The organism is Microbacterium sp. LKL04, assembly GCF_900102005.1.
Taxonomy (GTDB): Bacteria; Actinomycetota; Actinomycetes; order Actinomycetales; family Microbacteriaceae; genus Microbacterium.
In genome coordinates this window covers 815,329-837,256 of the sequence record NZ_LT627736.1, presented here as the reverse complement: position 1 = coordinate 837,256, position 21,928 = coordinate 815,329, and the positions used below count along the sequence as shown (strand labels likewise).

The following is a 21,928-nucleotide window of genomic DNA, read 5'->3' as shown; positions in this document are numbered from 1 at the left end:
TCTGGTTCGGCGATCAGCCGTAGAAGTGATTCTCGAAGGCACGTCGTGCGCGACGCGCCGTCCGCAGCCAATCCTCCTCCACCTGAGTGGCGGAGCGGGGCTCGTACTCCAGAAGCCTGCCGATACCGTCGAGCCTGCCTCGGTCACTGGGCAGAACATCGCTCGTCTGGCCTGACAACAGGGTGTTCGCCGATCGGAGTCGGCTCGCGAGCCACCATGCCTCCGACAGCCGTTCGGCCGCGTCATCCGGGATGAGGCCCGCTGCCTGCGCAGCCTCCAGCGCAGCCGTCGTCGACGTCGTGCGGAGCCCCTCGATGTCGGCGCCGTGCTGCAGCTGCAGGAGCTGGACGAGCCACTCGACATCGCTGAGGCCGCCGGGGCCGAGCTTCAGGTGCCGCGATCGGTCGACACCCTGCGGGAGCCGCTCGTTCTCGACGCGGGCCTTGATGCGTTTGATCTCGCGCAATCCCTGCGCGTCCGGATCCTGCGGGAACCGAAGGTCGTCTGCCAGCGCCATGAACCGCTCAATCAACCGGACGCTGCCTGCGACACCGCGGGCGCGCAGCAGCGCCTGTGCTTCCCAGGACAGCGACCACCGCCGGTAGTACTCCGCGTACGAGTCGATCGATCGAGCCATGGGCCCGTTCCGCCCCTCAGGGCGGAGTCCGGCATCGAGGTCGAACGGCGCCCGCTGGTCCTCGGAGTGCGTCCGGAGGCCCTGCACGATCTTCAGCGCGAGCTCCTGGGCTCGTTGCGGCGGAACGCCGTTCGCGTCGTAGACGAACATGACGTCGGCGTCCGACCCGAAGCCGAGTTCGGCGCCACCGAACCGGCCCATCGCGATCACGGCGAAATCGAGCGCATCGTCCTCGGGCGGTACGACCTCGCGCCAGACCGCCCGCAGTGTCGCCTGGATCGTCACCTCGCTGATCGAGGTCAACCCCTGCGCGAGTTCGGCGATGGTGAGCTCGCCGAGCAGCCCGCCCAGGGCGAGACGCAGCAGCTCGCGGCGGCGGAGCGCGCGAACCGACCGCATGGCGTCGTTGATCGACTCGTGCCGAGCCTGGATCGCGCGGGCCTCCTGCTGCAGCGCGAAACCCGACCGCGGCCGCAGCTGCTCCGACGAATCGAGCCAGGCCACCGCCTCGGGGATCCACTCCATGAGGTCGGCAGCGTATCGGGAGCCCGACAGGACGTGCGTCAGCCGCTCCGCCGCGCCCGACGAGTCGCGGAGCATGCGGAGGAACCACGGCGTGTCCCCGAGCCGCTCGCTGATGCGCCGGAACGAGACCATGCCGTAGTCCGGGTCGACGCCGTCGGCGAACCATCGGATCATGACCGGCATGAGGTGCCGCTGGATGGTCGCCTTGCGGCTCAGACCGCTGGTGAGCGCACCGATGTGGCGGAGGGTCCCCGCCGGGTCGCGGAATCCGATCGCCGCCAGACGGTCGTGCGCCTGAGCCGAGGAGAGCGCACCCTGCTCGTCGGCGGGCAGCGCAGCCACCGCAGACAGGAGCGGCCGGTAGAAGAGGCGGATGTGGATCTCGCGCACCTGAAGCTTCACGCGCTCCCACACCGCGCCGATGCCCGCGGCATCCGATGCCAGTCCCGTCGCTCGAGCGAGCACGCGCAACTCATCGGAGGAGGTCGGCATCAGGTGCGTCCGCTGAAGTCGACGCAATTGCAGGCGGTGCTCCATGACACGGAGCGTGCGGTAGTGCTGGCCGAAGGCGGCGGCATCCGTCCGACCGATGTACCCCTCGCCGACCAGGGCGACGAGGGCCCTCAGGGTGCTCTGCTGGCGGATGCCCTCATCGGCGAGGCCGTGGACGAGTTGCAGCAATTGCACGGTGAACTCGATGTCGCGGATGCCGCCCGGTCCGAGCTTGAGCTGGCGTGCGACCTCATCGGCCGGGATGTGGTCGGTGACGCGCTCCCGCATGCGCTGCACGCTGTCGACGAAGTTCTCACGCGCGCTGCTGGTCCAGACCAGCGGCTGCACGGCGACGGAGTAGGCCTCTCCCAGTTCGAGGTCGCCCGCGAGAGGTCGCGCTTTGAGGAGCGCTTGGAACTCCCAGCTCTTCGCCCACCGCGCGTAGTAGGACAGATGCGAATCGAGCGTGCGGACGAGAGCGCCCTGCTTGCCCTCGGGACGCAGGTTGGGGTCGACCTCCCACAGCGGTGGTTCGATCTCGACGTCCGAGATGCCGCGCATCGTGAGGGTCGCGAGGCGGGTCGCGATGTCGACGGCGCGTCCTTCGGTGAGGTCGGTCCCCTCCTGCACGCCGGCGACGAAGATGACGTCGACGTCGCTCACGTAGTTCAGCTCGCGCGCACCGGTCTTGCCCATCGCGATGACGGCCAGCCGCGTCGCGGCGACCTCCTCGCGCGGGTACATCCCCGACACGGTCCTCGCCCGTGCCGCGCACAGCGACGCGTCGAGGGCGGCGCCGGCGGCGTCCGCGAGAGCCGCCGCAACGTCGGGCAGCACCTCGGTCGCGTCGTCTGCCGACAGGTCGTAGGCCGCGATCAGGGCGACGATCCGGCGGTAGCGGACGCGCAGGGCGACCCACGCGGACTCATCGGATGCCGCGGCGAACCCCTCGGCATCCGCGTCGACGGCCTCGAGGAGGGTCTCGCGCATCGCCGTCGCCGATGGGAGCATCCGCCCGGCTCCGACGAGGTGCGTGAGCTCCTCCGGGTGGCGCAGGAAGAAGTCCGCGAGACCGGACGACGCTCCGAGGAGAGACCAGAGGACGTCCGACGCTTCCGTCAGGACGCGCGTCAGCGCATCCGCGTCGCGGCGCCCGATGCGGACGCTGGACTGAACGGCACCGTCGGGATCGGCCGCCCGCCCCGCCGCGACCACGAGGTCAGCCCGATCGATGCCGGTGAGCGAACTCAGTTCATCCAGCGCATCGGAGGATGCCGCGAGATCGGAGAAGCCCGCACGGGCCAGGTCGGTGAGCGCCGCCCGTCGCTCGATGGAGGCCATCGCCTCAGAGCATCTCGAGGTTCTTCTGCAGTTCGAAGGGCGTGACCTGCGACCGGTACTCCTGCCACTCGCGACGCTTGTTCAGGAGCACGTAGTTGAAGACCTGCTCCCCCAGCGTCTCGGCGACGAGCTCGGACTCCTCCATGTATTCGAGGGCGTGGTCGAGGCTCGACGGCAGCGGACCGTAGCCGAGGGCCCGGCGCTCGGCATCCGTCAACGACCAGACGTTGTCCTCGGCCTCGGGCGGGAGCTCGTACTCCTCTTCGATGCCCTTGAGGCCCGCGGCCAGCATGAGCGCGTAGGCGAGATAGGGGTTCGCTGCGGAGTCCAGGGCGCGGTACTCGACCCGCGTGGACTGACCCTTGTTGGGCTTGTACATCGGCACGCGCACGAGCGCGGAGCGGTTGTTGTGACCCCAGCAGACGAAGCTCGGCGCTTCGTCGCCGCCCCAGAGACGCTTGTACGAGTTCACGAACTGGTTCGTGACGGCCGAGATCTCGTTCGCGTGACGCAGGAGGCCGGCGATGAACTGACGGCCGGTCTTCGACAGCTGATACTGCGCGCCCTCTTCGTAGAAGGCGTTCATGTCGCCCTCGAACAGGGACATGTGCGTGTGCATGCCGCTTCCCGGCTTGCCGCTGAGGGGCTTCGGCATGAACGTCGCGTAGACGCCCTGCTCGATCGCGACCTCCTTGACGACGGTGCGGAAGGTCATGATGTTGTCGGCCGTCGCGAGCGCGTCGGCGTACCGCAGGTCGATCTCGTTCTGTCCGGGGCCGCCCTCGTGGTGGCTGAACTCGACCGAGATGCCGAGGTCCTCGAGCATCCGCACGGAACGGCGGCGGAAGTCGTGGGCCGTCCCGCCCGGGACGTTGTCGAAGTAGCCCGCCGAGTCGACCGGCTCGGGCCCGTCGGGACCGAAGGAGGACGACTTCAGCAGGTAGAACTCGATCTCGGGATGCGTGTAGAACGTGAAGCCCGCATCGCCCGCCTTCGCGAGCGCGCGCTTCAGGACGTTGCGCGGATCGGCGACGGCCGGCTGTCCGTCGGGCGTCGTGATGTCGCAGAACATGCGCGCCGTCGGGTCGATCTCACCCCGCCAGGGCAGGGTCTGGAACGTGGACGGGTCCGGGTGCGCGAGGAGATCGGACTCGTACGACCGGGTCAGACCCTCGATCGCCGAGCCGTCGAAGCCGAGGCCCTCGGCGAACGCACCCTCCACCTCGGCGGGAGCGATCGCGACCGATTTCAGGGTTCCGGTCACATCCGTGAACCACAACCGGATGAACTTGACCCCCCGTTCCTCGATCGTCCTCAGAACGAAGTCACGCTGCTTGTCCATCGCATCCTTCCCGGTGCCGAGCCGACTGCCAGACTAGCGGTCCGACGCCTCCGCCGAGTGACGCGACGCGGCGCCCCGGTCAGTCGTCTTCGGCGGCATCCTCTGCAGCCCATGCGCGCGAGCGCTCCCGCATGATCTCAGGCGCGCGCGACGCCTCCTCAGCCGTGTCGAATGGGCCCGCACGGTCGACGGACGGGGCTTCGAAACCCTGCTGGACCTCGCCGGTCTTCAGGTTGTACCAGTACTTGTCGGCGTCGCTCATGGGTCCTCCTCGGCCTCGTGGCGTTCATCCTACGGATGCCGCGGCCGGACGCCTACGGTCTGCCCGCCGGGAGCGCACTAGGCTCGAAGGCATGACTGGGACCGCCACCACCGCCGTCGGAATCGACATCGGAGGGACGGGCATCAAGGGTGCCCTCGTCGACCTCTCGCAAGGAACCCTCCTCACCGATCGGATCAAGGTTCCGACACCGAAGGGCGCCGAACCGGACGACGTGCTGACGGCCGTCCGTGAGGTGCTCGAGAAGCTCGACGTCACCGACGCCGACGTCCCGCTCGGTGTGGCCTTCCCCGCGATCGTGAAGAACGGCCGCACCCTGTCGGCCGCCAACGTCGCCGACACCTGGATCGACTTCGAGGCCGAGGCGTTCTTCGAGAAGGGCCTCGGACGCCAGATCCACTTCGCCAACGACGCGGACGTCGCCGGCGTCGCCGAGATGCGGTACGGCGCCGCGAAGGACCGCAACGGTCTCGTGCTCCTGACCACGCTCGGCACCGGCATCGGCACGGCGATGATCTACAAGGGCGTGCTCGTCCCGAACACGGAGCTCGGCCACCTGCACCGCCCCGGTCACAAGAAGGACTTCGAGCACTTCGCGGCCTACTCGGCCATGGAGCGCGAAGAACTGGAGTGGGATGCCTGGGCCGACCGCCTGCAGCAGTACTACAGCCACCTCGAGTTCCTCTTCACCCCCGACCTGTTCGTCGTGGGCGGCGGCGTCTCCAAGCACGCCGACAAGTTCCTGCCCCTGCTCGATCTGAAGACCGAGATCGTCCCCGCCGTGCACCGCAACAATGCGGGCATCATCGGAGCGGCCGCGCTGGCGCTCGCCGGCGACGACTCCGGCGCGTCGGTCGACGAGGGCGAGGACCTCGCGGGTACCACCGCGCGCTGACACTCAGGGGCCGGCGGAGGCGAATGGGCCGGCCTGTACGCCGGGTTCTGTCCGGGGGTCGAAACCCCGTGGACGGTCATCTCTCTCGGCGACACGTTGCCGTGCCGCTCCAGCGGTCTACCCGGGGACTCGGCGGGCCGCGTCGGCATCCCCTGTCTGACCTTGCTCCGGGCGAGGTTTACCGTGCGGGTCGTGTCACCACGACCCCGGTGGTCTCTTACACCACCCTTTCACCCTTACCCCGGTCGGAACCGAGGCGGTCTGCTCTCTGTGGCACTGTCTCGCGGATCACTCCGGGTGGGTGTTACCCACCGCCCTGCCCTGTGGAGCCCGGACGTTCCTCGGTGCGCTCTCGCGCCACGCGACCGTCCAGCCGACCCATTCGCGGGGTCGAGTCTAGCCGTCTGGACGGTCAGTCCTTCGCCGCGTCGATCCGCACCTGCAGGTCGAGGCGGAAGTCCAGCGGGATGTCGCCGAACAGGAGCCGGGTAGCCGCGTCCGCGGCCAGGCGCACCGCGTCCGCAGCCTGTTCCGCGTGCGCCTCGGGTGCGTGGACGATGACCTCGTCGTGCAGGAAGAACGCGAGATGCGCCTGCCGTGAGTGGAGCGCGCCCGACCGCGGTGCGGCATCCGCGTCATCGACCGGCGGCAGCGCAGCCAGCCGGGCGCGGAGGTCTCCCAGCCACGCCAGAGCCCACTCGGCGGCCGTGCCCTGCACGACGAAGTTCCGAGTGAACCGGCCCCGATCGCGCGCGGTGCGTCGAGCCTGGGCGCGGTCCGTCTCAGTCGCGTCAGGAACACCCGCTCGGCTCTGCAGTTCGCGCCATCCAGGCGAGGGAGCCGGGCTGGACCGCCCGAGCCAGGTCGAGACGACGCCGCCCTCCTCCCCCACGCGGGCCGCGTCGTCCACGAGACCCATCGCCCGCGGGTATGCCCGTCGGAGGGCCGGGACGAGGCGGCCGCTGTCGCCCGTCGTCGCGCCGTACATCGCTCCCAGCAGGGCGAACTTCGCTTCGGAGCGGGTGCTGACCACGCCGCGCGAGACGATCCCCTCGTAGAGATCGGTGCCGCGCGCGCTGTCGGCGAGGGCGGCATCCCGTGACATCGCCGCGAGGACACGCGGCTCGAGCTGGGCGACGTCGGCGACCACCAGCGTCCACCCCTGATCGGCGCGCACGGCGGGCCGGAGCTGCCGCGGCAGCTGCAGGGCGCCGCCGCCCGACGATGCCCACCGACCCGTCACGACACCGCCCGGGACGTACACCGGTCGGAACCGGCCGGCGGGAGCCCATTCCTCACGCCACGCCCAGCCGTTCGCCGTGTACATCCGCATGAGCCGCTTGTACTCCAGGAGCGGAGCGACGACCGGGTGGTCGTACTCCGTGAGCTCCCACTTGCTCGTGGACGTGGCCGCGACGCCGACGCGATGCAGCGCCCGCAGGAGCTTCGGCTGCGAATCGAGGCTCGCGCCGGGATCACCGAGAAGTCCGCGGATCTCGGCGGCGAGGGCGACGATGCGAGCGGGCGGCCGACCGCCGGCATCCCGCTCGCCGAGCATCCCGGTCAGGATCTCGTCGTGGACCCGGCCGTCCCACGGCACGCCGGCCGCATGCATCTCTGCCGCGACGAGCGCACCGACGGACTCTGCTGCGACCAGCAGTCGAAGGCTCGGCGAGCCGGCGGCGATCACCTCCCGTTGCCGTTCGAACTCCGCGAGGGCGGCTTCGATGTCGTGCGGCGCCTCGCGGGAGCCGGGATCGAGATCGAAGAGGGCGCTCGGGCCATCGTCGGCGACGGATGCCGCGGCATCCCACTCCGTCGCACGTCGAAGCGCCTCCGCATCGACCGCGAGCGCGCTGTCCCGCAGGATCGCGTGTGCGAGGCGGAGATCATGGCAGCGGGCGACGCGGACCCCCGCCGCGATCAGCGCCGGGTACCAGTGCGAGGTGTCGCTCCACACCCAGCGGGTGGACTCGTCCGCCCGTCGGACCCGGTCCGCGAGGCCGGTGGCGTCAGCGAGCACGCGTTCCGTCGGGCGGCCGTCGACATCGAGCAGGACGAGGGAGGTTCGCTCCTCGGCAGCGCCCACGACGATCCACGGGACGGCAGCCGCCGCGGGAGCACCCGGATCGGTCAGAGCCCGGAGTCGTCGTCGCGGACCAGGATGCACCCGCACTCCGGGCAGGTGACGACGTCGTCCTCCGCCGCGGCACGCACGACGTTGAGGTCGGTGCCCGAGAGCACCATGTGGCAACCGCCGCACGTGCGGCGCTGCAGGTGACCGGCACCGTTGCCGCGTGCGGCGAGACCGTCGTACATCGCGACGAGATCGGCGGGCAACGATGCGGCGATCGCCGCACGATCGCGGGTCGCGGCGTCGAGGCGGGTCGTCGCCTCGGCGACGGTGGCCTTGGCCTCGGCGCTCAGTCGCGCGCCCTCCTCGTTCACCGAAGCGATGAGCGCCTCTTGCTCCGCCACCGCGGCGTCCGCAGCCTCGAGGCGCTCCATGAGCTCGAGCTCGGCGTCCTCCAGGTCGCTCTTGCGCCGGGCGAGCGACGCGATCTCGTGCTCGAGGCCCTGGGCGTCCTTCGCGCTCGACGTCGACGCCAGCAGATCGTTGTCGCGCGCCGTGCGGGCGTCGACGACGGCGACGTCGGACTGGATGCGGGCGAGCTCGGCCTTCGCGTCGTCACGCTCGCCGAGGCGGCGGGTGAGCTCGGCCGAGTGGGTCGCCCGCACCGACAGCAGCTCCTTCACACGCGCGGCCTGCGCGGGGTTCTGTCGCGCGTGATCCGCACGACGCACGGCGATGTCGGCGTCGGCGAGATCGAGGAGGCGGCGCTGGTCGGTAAAGCTGGCTTTCACGTCCTCCAACCTACCCCGCGGGTGACCGGCCGTCGGGGCGTGGTCTTCAGACGGGATGCCGCGACGCACTAGCATTGCGTGCCGGAATCGTGCGGGAGGAGATCAGCATGAGCGTGCTGCGCACCAAGACGGTCGAGCAGTCGATCGCCGACACCGAGGAGCCGGAGTTCCGGCTCAAGAAGTCGCTCTCGGCCCTCGACCTCACGGTCTTCGGCGTCGGCGTCGTCATCGGCGCGGGAATCTTCACGCTCACCGGGCGCGCCGCCCACGAGGTCGCCGGTCCCGCGATCGTCATCAGCTTCGTCGTGGCCGCCATCGCGTGCGGGCTCGCCGCCATGTGTTACGCCGAGTTCGCCTCCACGGTCCCCGTGTCGGGGTCGGCCTACACCTTCTCCTACGCATCGCTCGGCGAGCTCTTCGCCTGGATCATCGGCTGGGATCTGATCCTCGAGATGTTCCTGGGGGCGAGCGTCGTCGCGCAGGGGTGGAGCGCCTACCTCGGATCGCTCATGGAGCAGCTCGGCGCCCCAATCCCGGCCGCGATCGGATACGGCGGGTCCATCGACCTGATGGCCGTCCTGCTGGTCGTCGTCCTCGGCGTGCTGATCACCGTCGGCATCCGGGAGTCCCTGCGGGTGAACCTCGTGCTCGTCGCGGTGAAGCTGTTCATCGTCCTGTTCGTGATCGTCGCGGGACTCATGTTCGTCAACCCCGCGAATTACTCCCCCTTCGTGCCCGACGCAGCTCCCCGCGAGACCGCCTCGGGACTCACGCAGCCGCTCCTGCAGTTCTTCTCGGGCATCGAGCCGACCGCGTTCGGCGTCGGCGGCATTTTCGCGGGCGCCGCCCTCGTGTTCTTCGCCTACATCGGGTTCGACGTCGTCGCGACGACGGCGGAGGAGACCAAGCGCCCGCAGCGCGACCTGCCGATCGGGATCATCGCCTCGCTGATCATCTGCACGGTGCTCTACGGCGCGGTCGCACTCGTCGTGACGGGGATGGTTCCCTACGACAAGCTCGACCCGGCCGCAGCGCTCGCGAACGCCTTCGCCTTCCACGGGCAGACCTGGATGGCGACGGTCATCTCGGCGGGCGCCGTCGCCGGTCTCACGACGGTCGTGCTGACCCTCATGATCGGCGCGACGCGCATCATCTTCGCGATGTCGCGCGACGCCCTCCTGCCGCGCGGGCTCGCGAAGGTGCACCCCCGGTTCCGGACGCCCTGGGTGATCTCGATCATCGTCACGGTCGTCGTCGCCCTCGTCGCCGGACTCACGCCGGTCGGGGTGCTCGAGGAGATGGTGAACATCGGCACGCTCTCGGCATTCGTGCTCGTGTCGGTCGGCGTCATCGTCCTGCGCCGCCGTCGCCCCGATCTCGAACGCGGGTTCCGTGTGCCGCTGAACCCGTGGCTGCCGGCGCTGTCGGTGATCGTGTGCGTCTACCTCATGCTCAACCTGACGGTGGAGACGTGGCTGCGCTTCCTCATCTGGCTCGCGCTCGGGTTCGTCATCTACTTCGCGTACTCGCGTCGCCACTCGCGCCTGGGCAAGGGCGGCGACCTGTACATCGACCCCGCGGCGCCGAAGCTCTTCGGCCGGGACTGAGTCCGGAAGCGGCGGGATGCCGGTGGTGGGCCCTGCCGGGATCGAACCGACGACATCCACGGTGTAAACGTGGCGCTCTACCAGCTGAGCTAAAGGCCCTGACGTACCGAGTCTAGAGGGGGCGCAGCGGCGTCCAGCACCGGGACCGTATGGGTAGGCTGAAGACAAGCGAGTTGTGCGCGGCGAACAAGCGCGCCCTCGCTCGATCCCTCCTTCCTGGCACGATCTGCCAGGCGACGAAAGGCCTCTTGTGACTGTCAACGATCAGGATCCGTACTCGCAGGGCCCGCAGGACAGCGACCCGGAAGAGACGTCGGAGTGGCAGGATTCCCTGCGCCAACTCGTCGACGCCCGCGGAGCGAGCCGCGGCCGCGAGATCATGCTGAGCCTGCTGCAGAGCTCGCGTGAACTGCACCTGGGCGTCCCGCAGGTCCCCACGACGGACTACATCAACACGATCCCCGTCGACAGCGAGCCCGAGTTCCCCGGCGACGAAGAGGTCGAGCGCCGCTACCGCAGCTGGATCCGCTGGAACGCCGCCCTCACGGTTCACCGCGCGCAGCGCCCCGGCATCGGCGTCGGCGGTCACATCTCGACCTACGCCTCGTCGGCCGCCCTGTACGAGGTCGGGTTCAACCACTTCTTCCGCGGTCCGGATCACTCCAGCGGCGGCGACCAGGTCTTCTTCCAGGGCCACGCCTCCCCCGGCATGTACGCCCGCTCGTTCCTCGAGGGTGGCCTGTCGAGCCAGCAGCTCGACGGGTTCCGCCAGGAGGCATCCGCTGCCCCTCACGGTCTGCCGTCGTACCCGCACCCGCGCCTCATGCCGGACTACTGGCAGTTCCCGACCGTGTCGATGGGTCTCGGTCCGATCAACGCCATCTACCAGGCGATGACGAACAAGTACCTCACCAACCGCGGCGTGAAAGACCTCTCGGACGCTCACGTCTGGGCCTTCCTCGGTGATGGCGAGATGGATGAGGTCGAGAGCCGCGGTCAGCTCCAGGTAGCCGCCAACGAGGGCCTCGACAACCTGACCTTCGTCGTCAACTGCAACCTGCAGCGCCTGGACGGCCCCGTGCGCGGCAACGGCAAGATCGTGCAGGAGCTCGAGAGCTTCTTCCGCGGCGCCGGCTGGAACGTCATCAAGGTCGTCTGGGGCCGGGAGTGGGACGACCTGCTGTCCCGCGACACCGAGGGCGCCCTGCTGAACCTCATGAACAGCACGCCCGACGGCGACTTCCAGACCTACAAGGCCGAGAACGGCGCCTACGTCCGTGAGCACTTCTTCGGCCGCGACGAGCGCGCCGCAGCCCTCGTCAAGGACTACTCCGACGAGCAGATCTGGAACCTCAAGCGCGGCGGTCACGACTACCGCAAGGTCTTCGCGGCGTACAAGGCGGCCATAGAGCACAAGGGCCAGCCGACCGTCATCCTGGCGAAGACCGTCAAGGGCTATGGTCTCGGTCCGCACTTCGAGGGGCGCAACGCGACGCACCAGATGAAGAAGATGACGCTCGACGACCTCAAGCTGTTCCGCGACCAGATGCACATCCCGCTGACGGACGCCCAGCTCGAGGAGAACCCCTACGAGCCGCCGTACTACCACCCGGGTGCCGAGGACGAGACCATCAAGTACATGGTCGAGCGTCGTCGCGCGCTGGGCGGCACGCTCCCGCAGCGTCGCAGCACCCACACCTCGCTGAGCCTTCCTGACGACAGCGTCTACGCGCTGCCGAAGAAGGGGTCGGGCACGCAGGAGGTCGCCACCACGATGGCGTTCGTCCGACTGCTCAAGGACCTGCTGCGCTCGAAGGACTTCGGCCACCGCATCGTCCCGATCATCCCCGACGAGGCGCGCACGTTCGGTATGGACGCGTACTTCCCGACGGCGAAGATCTACAACCCGAACGGGCAGAACTACACGTCCGTCGACCGCGAGCTGCTCCTGGCGTACAAGGAGAGCCCGCAGGGTCAGATCATGCACGTGGGCATCAACGAGGCCGGCGCCCTCGCCGCCTTCACCGGTGTCGGCACGTCCTACGCGACCCACGGCGAGCCGCTCATCCCGGTCTACGTCTTCTACTCGATGTTCGGCTTCCAGCGCACGGGCGACGCCCAGTGGGCCGCCGGCGACCAGATGGCGCGCGGGTTCATCATCGGCGCCACGGCCGGCCGCACCACCCTCACGGGTGAGGGCCTGCAGCACGCCGACGGCCACTCGCACCTGCTCGCCTCGACCAACCCGGCGACCGTCTCGTACGACCCGGCCTACGGCTACGAGATCGCGCACATCGTGCAGTCCGGTCTCGAGCGCATGTACGGCGGGGAGCACGAGGACCCGAACGTCATGTACTACATCACGGTCTACAACGAGCCGATCGTCCAGCCCAAGGAGCCGGAGGATGTCGACGTCGACGGCATCGTCCGCGGCATCCACCGCGTCTCGACCGGTGAGGGCGAGGGGCACCGCGCCCAGATCCTCGCGTCGGGCGTCGGCCTGGCGTGGGCCCACGAGGCGCAGAAGCTCCTCAAGGACGACTGGGGCGTCGTGGCCGACGTCTGGTCGGTGACCAGCTGGACCGAGCTCCGCCGCGACGGCCTCGCCGCCGACGAGCACAACTTCCTGCACCCCACCGATGAGCCCAAGACGGCCTACATCACCGAGAAGCTCCGCGACTCGGAGGGCCCCGTCGTCGCCGTCAGCGACTTCATGCACGCCGTCCAGGACCAGATCCGCCAGTGGGTCCCGCGCCGTTACGCGACGCTCGGTGCCGACGGCTTCGGCTTCTCGGACACACGTGCCGCGGCTCGTCGTCAGTTCAAGATCGACGGTCCGTCGATCGTCGTGCGGACCCTGCAGGCCCTGGCCGAGGACGGCGTCGTCGACCGCGGCCTGTCGGCACAGGCGATCGAGAAGTACCGCCTGCACGACGTCAACGCCGGCACCTCCGGCAACGCGGGCGGCGAAGCCTGACCCGCGCGATGACCGAACGGCCGACCGCCCAGGAGAAGGCGGAGACACTCGCGTGGCTCCGCCGGATCTCGGGAGATCTCGCAACCACCACGCTCCGGAGGCTCGAGGAGTACCTGCCCTGGTACGCCGAGATGCCTCCGGGGCGCCGGTCGGCCGTCGGTCTCGTCGCCCAGTCGGGCATCTCGTCCTTCGTCGACTGGTACGACGACCCGAACTCGACGCCGTGGATCGCGGCCGATGTCTTCGCATCGGCGCCGCGCGAGCTGCTGCGGAGCATCAGCCTCACCCAGACGCTCCAGCTCATCAAGGTGACGGTCGAGACCACCGAGGAACGCGTCGCCGGACGGGGCAACGGACTGCGCGAGAGCATCCTGCTCTACTCGCGCGAGGTCGCCTTCGCCGCGGCGGACGTCTACGCCCGGGCTGCGGAAGCACGCGGCTTGTGGGATGCCCGCCTCGAAGCGCTCGTCGTCGACTCGATCCTCACGGGTGAGGCCGATGAGGAGCTCCCGAGCCGCATCGCCGCCCTCGGCTGGCACGGCCACGGCGAGGTCGCGGTCCTCGTGGGCACGACTCCCCCGCAGCTGGACGTCGACCAGGTGCGCCGCACCGCCCGCAAGCTCGGCGTCGACGTCCTCATCGGTGTGCAGGGCTCCCGTCTGGTGCTCGTCATCGGCCGTGCCGATCAGGCGGGGCGAGAGGATGCCGAAGAACTCCCGTTCACCGAGATCGCGACGCGTCTCGAGCCGGGGTTCGGAAGCGGCCACCTCGTGCTCGGCCCGACGGCCCCTGCTCTCCTGGACGCGGGCGTCAGCGCGCGTGCCGCTCTTGCGGGCTTCGCGGTGGCGAAATCCTGGCGGCACGCCCCGCGCCCCGTGGATGCGGACGATCTGCTCCCCGAGCGCGCACTCGCGGGCGACCCGCTCGCGAAGACGACTCTCATCGAACGGATCTACCGTCCCCTGCAGTCGCACTCCACCGATCTCGTCACGACCCTCTGGAGCTACCTCGACAACGGGCGCTCTCTCGAGGCGACGGCGCGCGAGCTCTTCGTGCACCCCAACACGGTCCGCTACCGCCTGAAGCGCGTCTCGGACGTGATCGGGTGGGATGCCACAGGCCCGAGAGAGGCGCTGATCCTTCAGACGGCGCTCATCCTCGGATCCATCGGCGGCGATGTGACCCGCCGCCGCGCCGTGCGCCGCACCTGATCACCTGTACGACTCGAACAAACGGATCGCACTTTCTTGTGCGCTGACCGACAGCATCGCCGACGCGAACTTGCAAGGATGGACATCGTGATCATTGCCGTCTTCCCGGGCCAGGGCTCTCAGACCCCCGGGTTCCTCACACCGTGGCCCGAGACCGAAGGCACGCGCGAGCTGCTCGACCAGTACTCCACGTACGCCGAGATCGACCTGGTCGCCGCCGGCACCGAGTGGGATGCCGACCGCATCCGTGACACGAAGGTCGCCCAGCCCCTCATCGTCGCCGCGAGCCTCCTCTCGTGGCGTGCGCTCGTCGATGCGGGCCGCCGACCCGACGGCGTCGCGGGTCACTCCGTGGGAGAGGTCGCCGCGCTCGTCGCCGCGGGCGTACTCACTGAGGAGGACGGAATGCGCCTCGTCGGCATCCGCGGGCGCGCCATGGCCGAGGCGGCTGCGCTCGAGGAGACCGGCATGAGCGCCGTCGTGGGCGGCGATGAGGCCACCGTCCTCGCACGCTTGGAAGAGCTCGACCTCACCCCCGCCAACTACAACGGCGGTGGTCAGATCGTGGCTGCCGGCTCGCTCCCCGCCCTCACTGAGCTGACCACTGACGCACCCCGCGGCAGCCGGGTGATCCCGCTGCAGGTCGCCGGCGCATTCCACACGCGCTACATGGCGCCGGCCGTCGACACCCTCCGCTCCGCGGCAGCCGAGGTCGCGGCATCCGATCCTTCCCTGACCGTGTGGAGCAACCGCGACGGCGGCACCGTCTCGGACGGGCGCGCCGCGCTCGACCTCCTCGTGGCGCAGGTCGCCAACCCCGTCCGGTGGGACCTGTGCATGGCGTCGTTCGCAGAGAACGGCGTCGCCGGCATCATCGAGCTCGCTCCCGCGGGCACCCTCGTCGGACTCGCCAAGCGCGGGCTGCGCGGCGTACCGTCTGTTGCGGTGAAGACGCCCGAGGACCTCGCCGCCGCGAACGGCCTCCTGACCGGAGAGAACGCATGACCCCCCAGCTGATCCAGCCCACCGGCGCGGCCCACACCCGCATCTACTCCTACGGCGCCGCGCGCGGCGAGAACGCGGTCCCCAACGAGGACCTGATCGAGCCGATCAACTCCAGCGACGAGTGGATCCGTCAGCGCACCGGCATCATCACGCGCGTGCGGGCGGATGCCGACACCTCGGCGATCGATCTCGCGGCCGACGCCGCCGCCGAGGCCATCGAACGCTCAGGTATCCCCGCCGACAAGATCGACGCCGTGATCGTCGCCACGATCTCCAACCCGAAGCAGACGCCCTCGGTGTCGGCCATCGTCGCGGACCGCGTCGGCGCGAACCCCGCGGCCGCCTACGACCTGAACGCGGCGTGCGCAGGATTCGCCTACGGCGTCGCGCAGGCCGACGCCCTCATCCGTGCAGGCGCCGCCCACTACGCCGTCGTCATCGGCACCGAGAAGCTCAGCGACGTCGTCGATCCGACCGACCGCTCGATCTCGTTCCTCCTGGGCGACGGCGCAGGCGCTGTCGTCGTCGGGCCGAGCGAGACGCCGGGCATCGGCCCCACCATCTGGGGATCGGACGGCTCGAAGGCGGATGCCGTCGGCATGAACCATACGCTGACCGAGTTCCGCGACGGGGTCGCCCCCTGGCCGACCCTCCGCCAGGAGGGTCCCACCGTGTTCCGGTGGGCGGTCTGGGAGATGGTCAAGGTCGCTCGTCAGGCCATCGAAGCCGCGGGCATCACGCCCGACGATCTGGCGGCGTTCGTGCCGCACCAGGCCAACATGCGCATCATCGACGAGTTCGCCAAGCAGTTGAAGCTCCCGGACACCGTCGTGATCGGCCGCGACATCGAGACGACGGGCAACACGTCGGCGGCATCCATCCCGCTGGCGACCCACCGTCTTCTGGAAGAGCACCCCGAGCTCAGCGGCGGACTCGCCCTGCAGATCGGTTTCGGCGCCGGGCTCGTGTTCGGCGCTCAGGTCGTCGTCCTCCCGTGACGACCGCCCTCCCCCACCTAAACTGACTAGCGGCCCGGCTGGGCCCGACCACCACAGAAGGAGAAATCCCATGGCATTCACCAACGACGAGGTCCTCGCCGGCCTGGCCGAGCTCATCACCGACGAGACCGGCATCTCGGCCGACGAGGTCGCGCTCGAGAAGTCCTTCACGGACGACCTCGACATCGACTCGATCTCGATGATGACGATCGTCGTCAACGCCGAGGAGAAGTTCGGCGTCACCATCCCCGACGACGAGGTCAAGAACCTCAAGACCGTCGGCGACGCCGTCACCTACATCTCGTCCAACCAGGCCTGATCCGCGCGTCCGGTGGGGGTCCGCCCCCACCGGAGCAGCACGAGGGAATCATGAGCAACACGCGAATCTTCGTCACCGGTATCGGTGCGACCTCCCCCATCGGCGGCACGGCGAGCGAAAGCTGGGAGGCACTCCTCGCCGGAGTGTCCGGCACCCGCACGCTCGAGCACGACTGGGTGGAGCAGTACCAGCTGCCCGTCACCTTCGCCGCTGAGGCGAAGGTGCGGCCCGAGACGGTCCTCGACCGTCCCGTCGCCAAGCGCCTCGACCCGTCGTCGCAGCTCGCGATGGTCGCGGCGAAGGAGGCCTGGGAGGACGCCGGCGCGCCGGAGGTCGACCCCGAGCGGCTCGGCGTGGAGTTCGCCACCGGTATCGGCGGCGTCTGGACGCTGCTGGATGCGTGGGACACGCTGCGCGAGAAGGGCCCGCGGCGCGTCATGCCCATGACGGTCCCGATGCTCATGCCCAACGCCGCGGCGGGCAACCTCTCGCTGCACTTCGGCGCGCGCGCCTACGCCCGCACGTTCGCGAGTGCCTGCGCCTCGAGCACCGAGTCGATTGTCAACGCCATCGAGCACATGCGGGCCGGCCTCGCCGACATCGTCATCGCGGGCGGCACGGAGTCGGCGATCCACCCCATCACGATCGCGTCGTTCGCCTCGATGCAGGCGCTGTCTCGCCGCAACGACTCGCCCGAGACGGCATCCCGTCCGGGCAGCATCGACCGCGACGGATTCGTCATGGGCGAGGGCGCCGCGGTGCTCATCCTTGAGACCGAGGAGCACGCGAAGGCGCGCGGCGCGAAGATCTACGCCGAGCTCGTGGGCGGCGGCGTCACCGCCGACTCGTATCACATCACCGCCAACGACCCCGAGGGTACCGGCGCGGCGCGAGCCGTCCGTCTCGCGCTCGACATGGCGGATGCATCGCCCGACGACGTCACGCACGTCAACGCCCACGCGACGTCGACCCCCGTCGGCGACCCGAACGAGTACGTCGCCCTGAAGTCCGTCTTCGGCGACCGGGTCGACGAGATGCCGGTGTCCGCCACGAAGGCGTCCACCGGTCACCTCCTGGGCGGCACGGGTGCACTGGAGGCGATGTTCACGGTACTGGCGCTCCGCGATCGCGTCGCTCCCCCGACCATCAACATCACAGAGCCCGACCCGGCCGTCCCGTTCCGCCTCTCCGGCGACACGGTCGCCCTCGGCGACGGCGACCAGCTTGCCATCAGCAACTCGTTCGGGTTCGGCGGCCACAACGCCGTCGTCGCATTCCGCTCGGTCTGACCGCGAACACGATGAACGCCCCCGGGAAGCCACCGGGGGCGTTCATCGTTTCAGATCAGGCGGGGCGGTAGCCGCCCCGGTCTCCGGGAAGCCGTCCGAAGCCGGTCGAGGCCCACTCACCCCGCCTGAAAACCCTTCGTTCTTGAAGTGTCGACTCGCGTGGAGTCGTCTCAACCGACCTTGTGGAGCCAGACGACGGGGGCGTCGTCGCTCGCGTGGCGGAACGGCTCGAGCTCCTCGTCCCACGACGCGCCGAGCGCGACGTCGAGCTCCCGCTGCAGTTCGCTCATGTCGCCGGCGGCGATCTCCATGGCGTAGCGGATGCGATCCTCTCCCACGACGACGTTGCCGGAGGCATCCGTCTGCGCGTAGTGGATGCCGAGGCTCGGAGTGTGGAGCCAACGTCCGCCGTCGCTGCGCGGCGTCGGATCCTCCGTCACCTCGTATCGCAGGTGCTCCCACCCGCGCATCACGGTGGCGAGGGCCGCGCCACTGCCTACCGGGCCCTCCCAGTAGAACTCCGCGCGGCGACTGCCGGGCTGGACGGGCTGGTCAGCCCAGTCGAAGCTGACGGCATGCCCGAGGGCACGACCAGCAGCCCACTCGAGGTGGGGGCACAGCGCGCGTGGCGCGGAGTGGATGAAGATCACTCCGCGCGCGTGAGGTGTGGCCATCGATCTCTCCGTTTCGTTCAGGTACGTCTTCCCCTACGACCTGATGGAGAGTGCTGGCCGGATATCCGGTTGTGCGGCCATTATCGCTCATCCTGAGGTCGAATCACAACCGTGTAACACCAGGTCGCACGGCATTCGTCAACCCCGTGGGCCGCGCGATGTCCCGGGGGCAGGCTGAGCGCCCGACGAAAGGAACATCATGAGCGACAACACCCCGCACACGCGCGACGCCCACGACGCGCACGCCGACGACGCTCCTCCCACCGATGCCGTCAGCGACGAGGTGAAGGACGACGCCGCCCGCGCCGGTGACGAGGTCACCGAGGAGGACGACGAGAATCGCTGACGCGCCGACTCCCCTCGGCGTGCTCGGTCGCGCGCTGCAGCGTCTTTTCCTCGCGTTGCAGGGGGTGCGCTCACCTCGCCCCATCCATCCGCGTGGGCTGCTCCTGGGCGGCGATGTGTTCTGGGGAGACCGAGACCGTGCTTCCGGGATCGAGTGGATCGACGCGCCCTCGAACAGGACCCGATCGAACGTCACCGCTCGCTACTCGCGCTCGCTGGGGGTGCCGGATTCATTCCCCGACGTCCTCGGGCTCGCGCTGCGCGTCGAGACGGACACCGGGCACGCGGACCTCGAACTCGCCTCGACCGGGTCGGGCTTGCCGCTCCGGTTCGCTCTCGTGCCGCGGTGGGTCCCGTCGCGGGGAGTCTTCACGACGCTGCTCCCCTACCGAGGCGACGCGGGCCCGGTCCTCATTCGCGCCCGTCCGCTTCGACCGTCGTTGCCGGCGGACCTCCCGGGCATCGAGAGAGCTCTGCGCGAAGAGACGTGGCGCCTGTCCCTCTCTTTCGCCACCCCGGGCGGGCCGTGGCATCCGTTCGCGCTCCTGAGTCTGAACGCCCGCGGAGGAGACTCCGACATCCGATTCGATGCGGGGAGCAGTATCCTGCCTGGCGCGCGCATGTATCGCTGGGCGAATGCCGTCCGACAGCCGTCCTACGACGCCGTCCAGCGTCGGGATCGGTAGGGCTGTCAAGCCCCTGCGGGTTCAGGGCCGCCGGGGCGTTCGATGTGCGTGTCGAAAGGAGACATCATGAGCGATTCCATCCCCGATAAGCCGAGCCAGGCCGAAGGTGACATCGGCGACGACGACATCACGGCTGCCGAGCAGGAGAACGACGAAACGGAGCCGGAAGCCAACGACGACTGAGCCCCGGCGCGAAAAAAGAACGCCCCCGCTCTCTCGTGAGGAGCGGGGGCGTTCTTTCACGTCTCATCGCGTGCCGGGCCGAGTAGGGCGGGTGGGACTTGAACCCACGATCGTCGGGTTATGAGCCCGCTGCCTTGACCAGCTTGGCCACCGCCCCCTGTGCAGACGAGCCTAGCGTTTGCGTCGGTCCTCGTCCTTCACGGGAGGGTCGGGCCACACCTTCGCCACCGCCTCGGTGATGCGCACCGAACCTGTGGAGGGCTGCGGCCCGTCCGCGTCGCCGCTGCCGCGCGCGATCGGGATCTCCTGGCTCTCGCTCACCACCTGCGGGTGGTAGCGGGCCAGCTGGAACACCCCGGTCACGGCGAGGGCGCCGGCGATGGCGAATCCGATGTAGGCGCCGAGCGGTGCACCCTGAGCCTCATTGAGGACCGCGAGCCCGATCACGATGGCCACGATCGGATCGATGACCGTGAGGCCCGCGATCACGAGGTCCGGCGGTCCGGACGAATACGCCGTCTGGACGAAGTAGGCGCCCATTGCGGTGCCCGCGAGCAGGGCGACGATGCAGAGCACGGTGAGCCACTCGAAGTCGCCGTTCGAGATGCGGTTGATGACGACCTTCGCGAGGGTGGCGACGAATCCGTAGACCACGCCGGCAGCCACGATGTAGAAGAGCGCCCGCATCCGCTTGCGGAGGGTGCCCCAGAGCACGCCGAGGACGACCACGACGCCCAGGAGGATGAAGAGAACGGTCAGGAGCTGACCGTCGCTGATCGGGCGCTCGGTGGCGTACAGCGCCGCCACAGTGACGAAGATGAAGATGCCGCCCACGCACAGCGCGATGGACGTGATCGACCGCCGCGTCGGCTTGTGGCCGCTGATCCGCGCGTTGAGAAGCGTCGTGATCACCAGCGAGATCGCACCGATCGGCTGGACGAGGATCAGCGGCGCGAACGACAGCGCCGCCAACTGGCACACGATCGCGAGCCCCAGCATGACGGTCCCGAGAACCCATGAGGGCCGGGTCAGGAGCCGGACCAGCTGACCGCCGGTCAGCCCCGAGACGCCGGCCTGCGCCGTCAGCCGCTCGACCTTCTGCACGCCGCGGTGCTGATACTGCGCACCGAACGACATGAAGACCGCACCGATGACGGCCAGCGGGATGCCGATGAGGATCGCCGGGTTCCCGAACACACCCACCAGCTCATCGGTGAGATCGTTGATCGGTGTTCCGGCGTAAATCACGCCTCGACGATACCGGGCTGGAGCCTCGTTAGGCTTCTGACGTGGCCGTACTTCCGATTCGCATCATGGGCGATCCCGTCCTCCACTCCGTCGCCGCTGCCGTCCCGGAGGTGACCGATGAGATCCGAGCCCTGGTCGCCGACATGTTCGAGACGATGGACACCGCCCCCGGCGTCGGCCTCGCCGCGCCTCAGGTGGGGGTCGGTCTGCGGATCTACACCTACTCGTATCAGGACGACGACGGCGCCCCGTGGCGCGGCGTGATCATCAACCCCGAGCTCTGGATGTCTCCTCCCGAGCCCGGCTCCCCCGACCCGGACGACGAGTCGGAGGGATGCCTGTCGTTCCCCGGCGAGCGGTTCCCTCTCCGCCGCGCCGACGAGGTGCTCGTCACCGGGACCGACCTCGAGGGCGCCGATGTCCGCATCCGTGTCGACGGCTGGCGCGCCCGCATCATGCAGCACGAGTTCGACCACCTCAACGGCATCCTCTACATCGACCGGCTGTCGGACTCCGACTGGAAGACGACGCAGAAGATCGCGCGCAAGCGCGGCTGGGGCAAGCCGGGACAGAGTTGGATGCCGGGCGTCGACGACCTCGACGCGTGAGGCGCCCGCGTGGAGCCGTGGGAACTGCACGGGTGGTTCGAGGAGTACCTCGACGCCTGCAATCGACATGACCTGACCGCAGTTCGCGCCTCCCTCGATCCCGCGGTGCGCAGAGCGCACCTGGCCGCGGGGGCGGATGCATGGATCGACGACCTCGCAGACCTGTTCCACGGCTTCGCGGACTGGCGATGGAAGACGATCCAGCTCGTCGCGGAGGACGACCGCATCGCGGCGCACCTGCGCGGCAGCGGCACGCACACCGGGCCGTGGCGCGGCATCCTGCCGACGCGCCGTCACGTGAACGTGGCCGAGTTCCAGTTCCTCCGGCTCGAGCGAGGTCGCATCGTGGCATCCAGCGGGTCCGGTGACGCCGAGGTGCGAGCGCTGCTCACGGCGTGAGG

At 69.3% G+C, this 21,928-nt stretch carries 19 protein-coding genes, 2 tRNA genes and 1 other RNA gene; 12 read left to right on the top strand and 10 right to left on the bottom strand.

The genetic code is table 11. The features are described 5' to 3' along the window. Positions 1 to 13 precede the first annotated feature (13 nt). From BLP38_RS04140 to BLP38_RS04130, 3 genes are all read right to left on the bottom strand, one after another. Positions 14 to 2,995, bottom strand: a complete 2,982-nt coding sequence (locus BLP38_RS04140; protein ID WP_091353321.1) for a bifunctional [glutamine synthetase] adenylyltransferase/[glutamine synthetase]-adenylyl-L-tyrosine phosphorylase — start codon at positions 2,993 to 2,995, stop codon at positions 14 to 16. Between the two features lie 4 nt (positions 2,996 to 2,999). Then, positions 3,000 to 4,337, bottom strand: a complete 1,338-nt coding sequence (gene glnA / locus BLP38_RS04135; RefSeq protein WP_091353318.1) for a type I glutamate--ammonia ligase — start codon at positions 4,335 to 4,337, stop codon at positions 3,000 to 3,002. Between the two features lie 79 nt (positions 4,338 to 4,416). Next, entirely contained in the window at positions 4,417 to 4,599 is a 183-nt protein-coding gene (locus BLP38_RS04130; protein WP_091353315.1) for a hypothetical protein, read from the bottom strand. 91 nt (positions 4,600 to 4,690) lie between these two features. Here BLP38_RS04130 and ppgK point away from each other — a divergent pair, with 91 nt between their 5' ends. Next, positions 4,691 to 5,512 (top strand): polyphosphate--glucose phosphotransferase, encoded by an 822-nt coding sequence (gene ppgK / locus BLP38_RS04125; RefSeq protein WP_091353312.1) that lies wholly within the window; start codon positions 4,691 to 4,693, stop codon positions 5,510 to 5,512. Between the two features lie 20 nt (positions 5,513 to 5,532). Here ppgK and rnpB read toward each other — a convergent pair. From rnpB to BLP38_RS04110, 3 genes are all read right to left on the bottom strand, one after another. After that, positions 5,533 to 5,893: RNase P RNA component class A (gene rnpB, locus BLP38_RS04120), an RNA gene on the bottom strand. A gap of 31 nt (positions 5,894 to 5,924) precedes the next feature. Then, a complete protein-coding gene (locus tag BLP38_RS04115) occupies positions 5,925 to 7,688 on the bottom strand; it encodes a bifunctional 3'-5' exonuclease/DNA polymerase (protein ID WP_091353309.1) in 1,764 nt (587 codons plus the stop codon). Further along, the gene (locus BLP38_RS04110) at positions 7,646 to 8,377 is read right to left on the bottom strand and encodes a zinc ribbon domain-containing protein (RefSeq protein ID WP_091353306.1); all 732 of its coding nucleotides are present in this window, start codon (positions 8,375 to 8,377) and stop codon (positions 7,646 to 7,648) included. The genes BLP38_RS04115 and BLP38_RS04110 overlap by 43 nt, the downstream gene beginning before the upstream one ends. A gap of 107 nt (positions 8,378 to 8,484) precedes the next feature. Between BLP38_RS04110 and BLP38_RS04105 the strand changes: the two genes are divergently transcribed. Next, positions 8,485 to 9,984: an amino acid permease gene (locus tag BLP38_RS04105; protein ID WP_091353303.1), complete on the top strand. Its 1,500-nt coding sequence runs from the start codon at positions 8,485 to 8,487 to the stop codon at positions 9,982 to 9,984. Between the two features lie 23 nt (positions 9,985 to 10,007). On the opposite strand, the gene BLP38_RS04100 is transcribed toward BLP38_RS04105, so the two are convergent. After that, positions 10,008 to 10,083, bottom strand: a tRNA-Val gene (locus tag BLP38_RS04100). 151 nt (positions 10,084 to 10,234) lie between these two features. Here BLP38_RS04100 and aceE point away from each other — a divergent pair. From aceE to BLP38_RS04070, 6 genes are all read left to right on the top strand, one after another. Then, entirely contained in the window at positions 10,235 to 12,961 is a 2,727-nt protein-coding gene (aceE, locus tag BLP38_RS04095; RefSeq protein WP_091353299.1) for a pyruvate dehydrogenase (acetyl-transferring), homodimeric type, read from the top strand. Between the two features lie 8 nt (positions 12,962 to 12,969). Beyond that, entirely contained in the window at positions 12,970 to 14,172 is a 1,203-nt protein-coding gene (locus BLP38_RS04090; RefSeq protein ID WP_091353297.1) for a PucR family transcriptional regulator, read from the top strand. Positions 14,173 to 14,259: 87 nt separating this feature from the next. Then, positions 14,260 to 15,177 carry an ACP S-malonyltransferase gene (locus BLP38_RS04085; protein ID WP_091359522.1) on the top strand — a complete coding sequence of 306 codons (918 nt, stop codon included), beginning with the start codon at positions 14,260 to 14,262 and terminating at the stop codon, positions 15,175 to 15,177. Then, on the top strand, positions 15,174 to 16,175 hold the full coding sequence (locus BLP38_RS04080; RefSeq protein WP_091353294.1) for a beta-ketoacyl-ACP synthase III: 1,002 nt from the start codon (positions 15,174 to 15,176) through the stop codon (positions 16,173 to 16,175). The genes BLP38_RS04085 and BLP38_RS04080 overlap by 4 nt, the downstream gene beginning before the upstream one ends. Before the next feature lie 70 nt (positions 16,176 to 16,245). Next, the gene (locus BLP38_RS04075; RefSeq protein ID WP_065570643.1) at positions 16,246 to 16,494 is read left to right on the top strand and encodes an acyl carrier protein; all 249 of its coding nucleotides are present in this window, start codon (positions 16,246 to 16,248) and stop codon (positions 16,492 to 16,494) included. A gap of 50 nt (positions 16,495 to 16,544) precedes the next feature. Next, positions 16,545 to 17,783: a beta-ketoacyl-[acyl-carrier-protein] synthase family protein gene (locus BLP38_RS04070; protein WP_091353289.1), complete on the top strand. Its 1,239-nt coding sequence runs from the start codon at positions 16,545 to 16,547 to the stop codon at positions 17,781 to 17,783. Between the two features lie 170 nt (positions 17,784 to 17,953). Here the strand turns inward: BLP38_RS04070 and BLP38_RS04065 are convergent, their stop codons facing one another. Further along, the gene (locus BLP38_RS04065) at positions 17,954 to 18,457 is read right to left on the bottom strand and encodes a DUF3145 domain-containing protein (RefSeq protein WP_091353285.1); all 504 of its coding nucleotides are present in this window, start codon (positions 18,455 to 18,457) and stop codon (positions 17,954 to 17,956) included. 199 nt (positions 18,458 to 18,656) lie between these two features. On the opposite strand from BLP38_RS04065, the gene BLP38_RS14290 reads away from it, so the two are divergent. Then, positions 18,657 to 18,803, top strand: a complete 147-nt coding sequence (locus BLP38_RS14290) for a hypothetical protein (RefSeq protein ID WP_172824652.1) — start codon at positions 18,657 to 18,659, stop codon at positions 18,801 to 18,803. 220 nt (positions 18,804 to 19,023) lie between these two features. Further along, positions 19,024 to 19,488: a hypothetical protein gene (locus BLP38_RS04060; RefSeq protein ID WP_157681065.1), complete on the top strand. Its 465-nt coding sequence runs from the start codon at positions 19,024 to 19,026 to the stop codon at positions 19,486 to 19,488. A 266-nt stretch (positions 19,489 to 19,754) separates the two neighbouring features. On the opposite strand, the gene BLP38_RS04055 is transcribed toward BLP38_RS04060, so the two are convergent. Together BLP38_RS04055 and BLP38_RS04050 are read right to left on the bottom strand one after the other, a co-directional pair. Continuing rightward, positions 19,755 to 19,828: transfer RNA gene (locus BLP38_RS04055), tRNA-Ile, on the bottom strand. 14 nt (positions 19,829 to 19,842) lie between these two features. After that, complete coding sequence (locus BLP38_RS04050) at positions 19,843 to 20,919, bottom strand: DMT family transporter (protein ID WP_091353276.1); 1,077 nt, start codon at positions 20,917 to 20,919, stop codon at positions 19,843 to 19,845. A gap of 41 nt (positions 20,920 to 20,960) precedes the next feature. Here BLP38_RS04050 and def point away from each other — a divergent pair, with 41 nt between their 5' ends. Next, a complete protein-coding gene (def, locus tag BLP38_RS04045) occupies positions 20,961 to 21,527 on the top strand; it encodes a peptide deformylase (RefSeq protein WP_091353274.1) in 567 nt (188 codons plus the stop codon). Positions 21,528 to 21,536: 9 nt separating this feature from the next. Continuing rightward, positions 21,537 to 21,926 (top strand): ester cyclase, encoded by a 390-nt coding sequence (locus BLP38_RS04040; RefSeq protein ID WP_091353270.1) that lies wholly within the window; start codon positions 21,537 to 21,539, stop codon positions 21,924 to 21,926. Positions 21,927 to 21,928: the final 2 nt, after the last annotated feature.

Coding starts and splice junctions, on each gene's coding strand:
- BLP38_RS04080 (WP_091353294.1), top strand. CDS start 15,174: ATGACCCCCCAGCTGATCCAGCCCACCGGCGCGGCCCACACCCGCATC.
- BLP38_RS04065 (WP_091353285.1), bottom strand. CDS start 18,457: ATGGCCACACCTCACGCGCGCGGAGTGATCTTCATCCACTCCGCGCCA.
- BLP38_RS04130 (WP_091353315.1), bottom strand. CDS start 4,599: ATGAGCGACGCCGACAAGTACTGGTACAACCTGAAGACCGGCGAGGTC.
- BLP38_RS04140 (WP_091353321.1), bottom strand. CDS start 2,995: ATGGCCTCCATCGAGCGACGGGCGGCGCTCACCGACCTGGCCCGTGCG.
- glnA (WP_091353318.1), bottom strand. CDS start 4,337: ATGGACAAGCAGCGTGACTTCGTTCTGAGGACGATCGAGGAACGGGGG.
- BLP38_RS04090 (WP_091353297.1), top strand. CDS start 12,970: ATGACCGAACGGCCGACCGCCCAGGAGAAGGCGGAGACACTCGCGTGG.
- BLP38_RS14290 (WP_172824652.1), top strand. CDS start 18,657: ATGAGCGACAACACCCCGCACACGCGCGACGCCCACGACGCGCACGCC.
- BLP38_RS04075 (WP_065570643.1), top strand. CDS start 16,246: ATGGCATTCACCAACGACGAGGTCCTCGCCGGCCTGGCCGAGCTCATC.
- BLP38_RS04070 (WP_091353289.1), top strand. CDS start 16,545: ATGAGCAACACGCGAATCTTCGTCACCGGTATCGGTGCGACCTCCCCC.
- ppgK (WP_091353312.1), top strand. CDS start 4,691: ATGACTGGGACCGCCACCACCGCCGTCGGAATCGACATCGGAGGGACG.
- BLP38_RS04105 (WP_091353303.1), top strand. CDS start 8,485: ATGAGCGTGCTGCGCACCAAGACGGTCGAGCAGTCGATCGCCGACACC.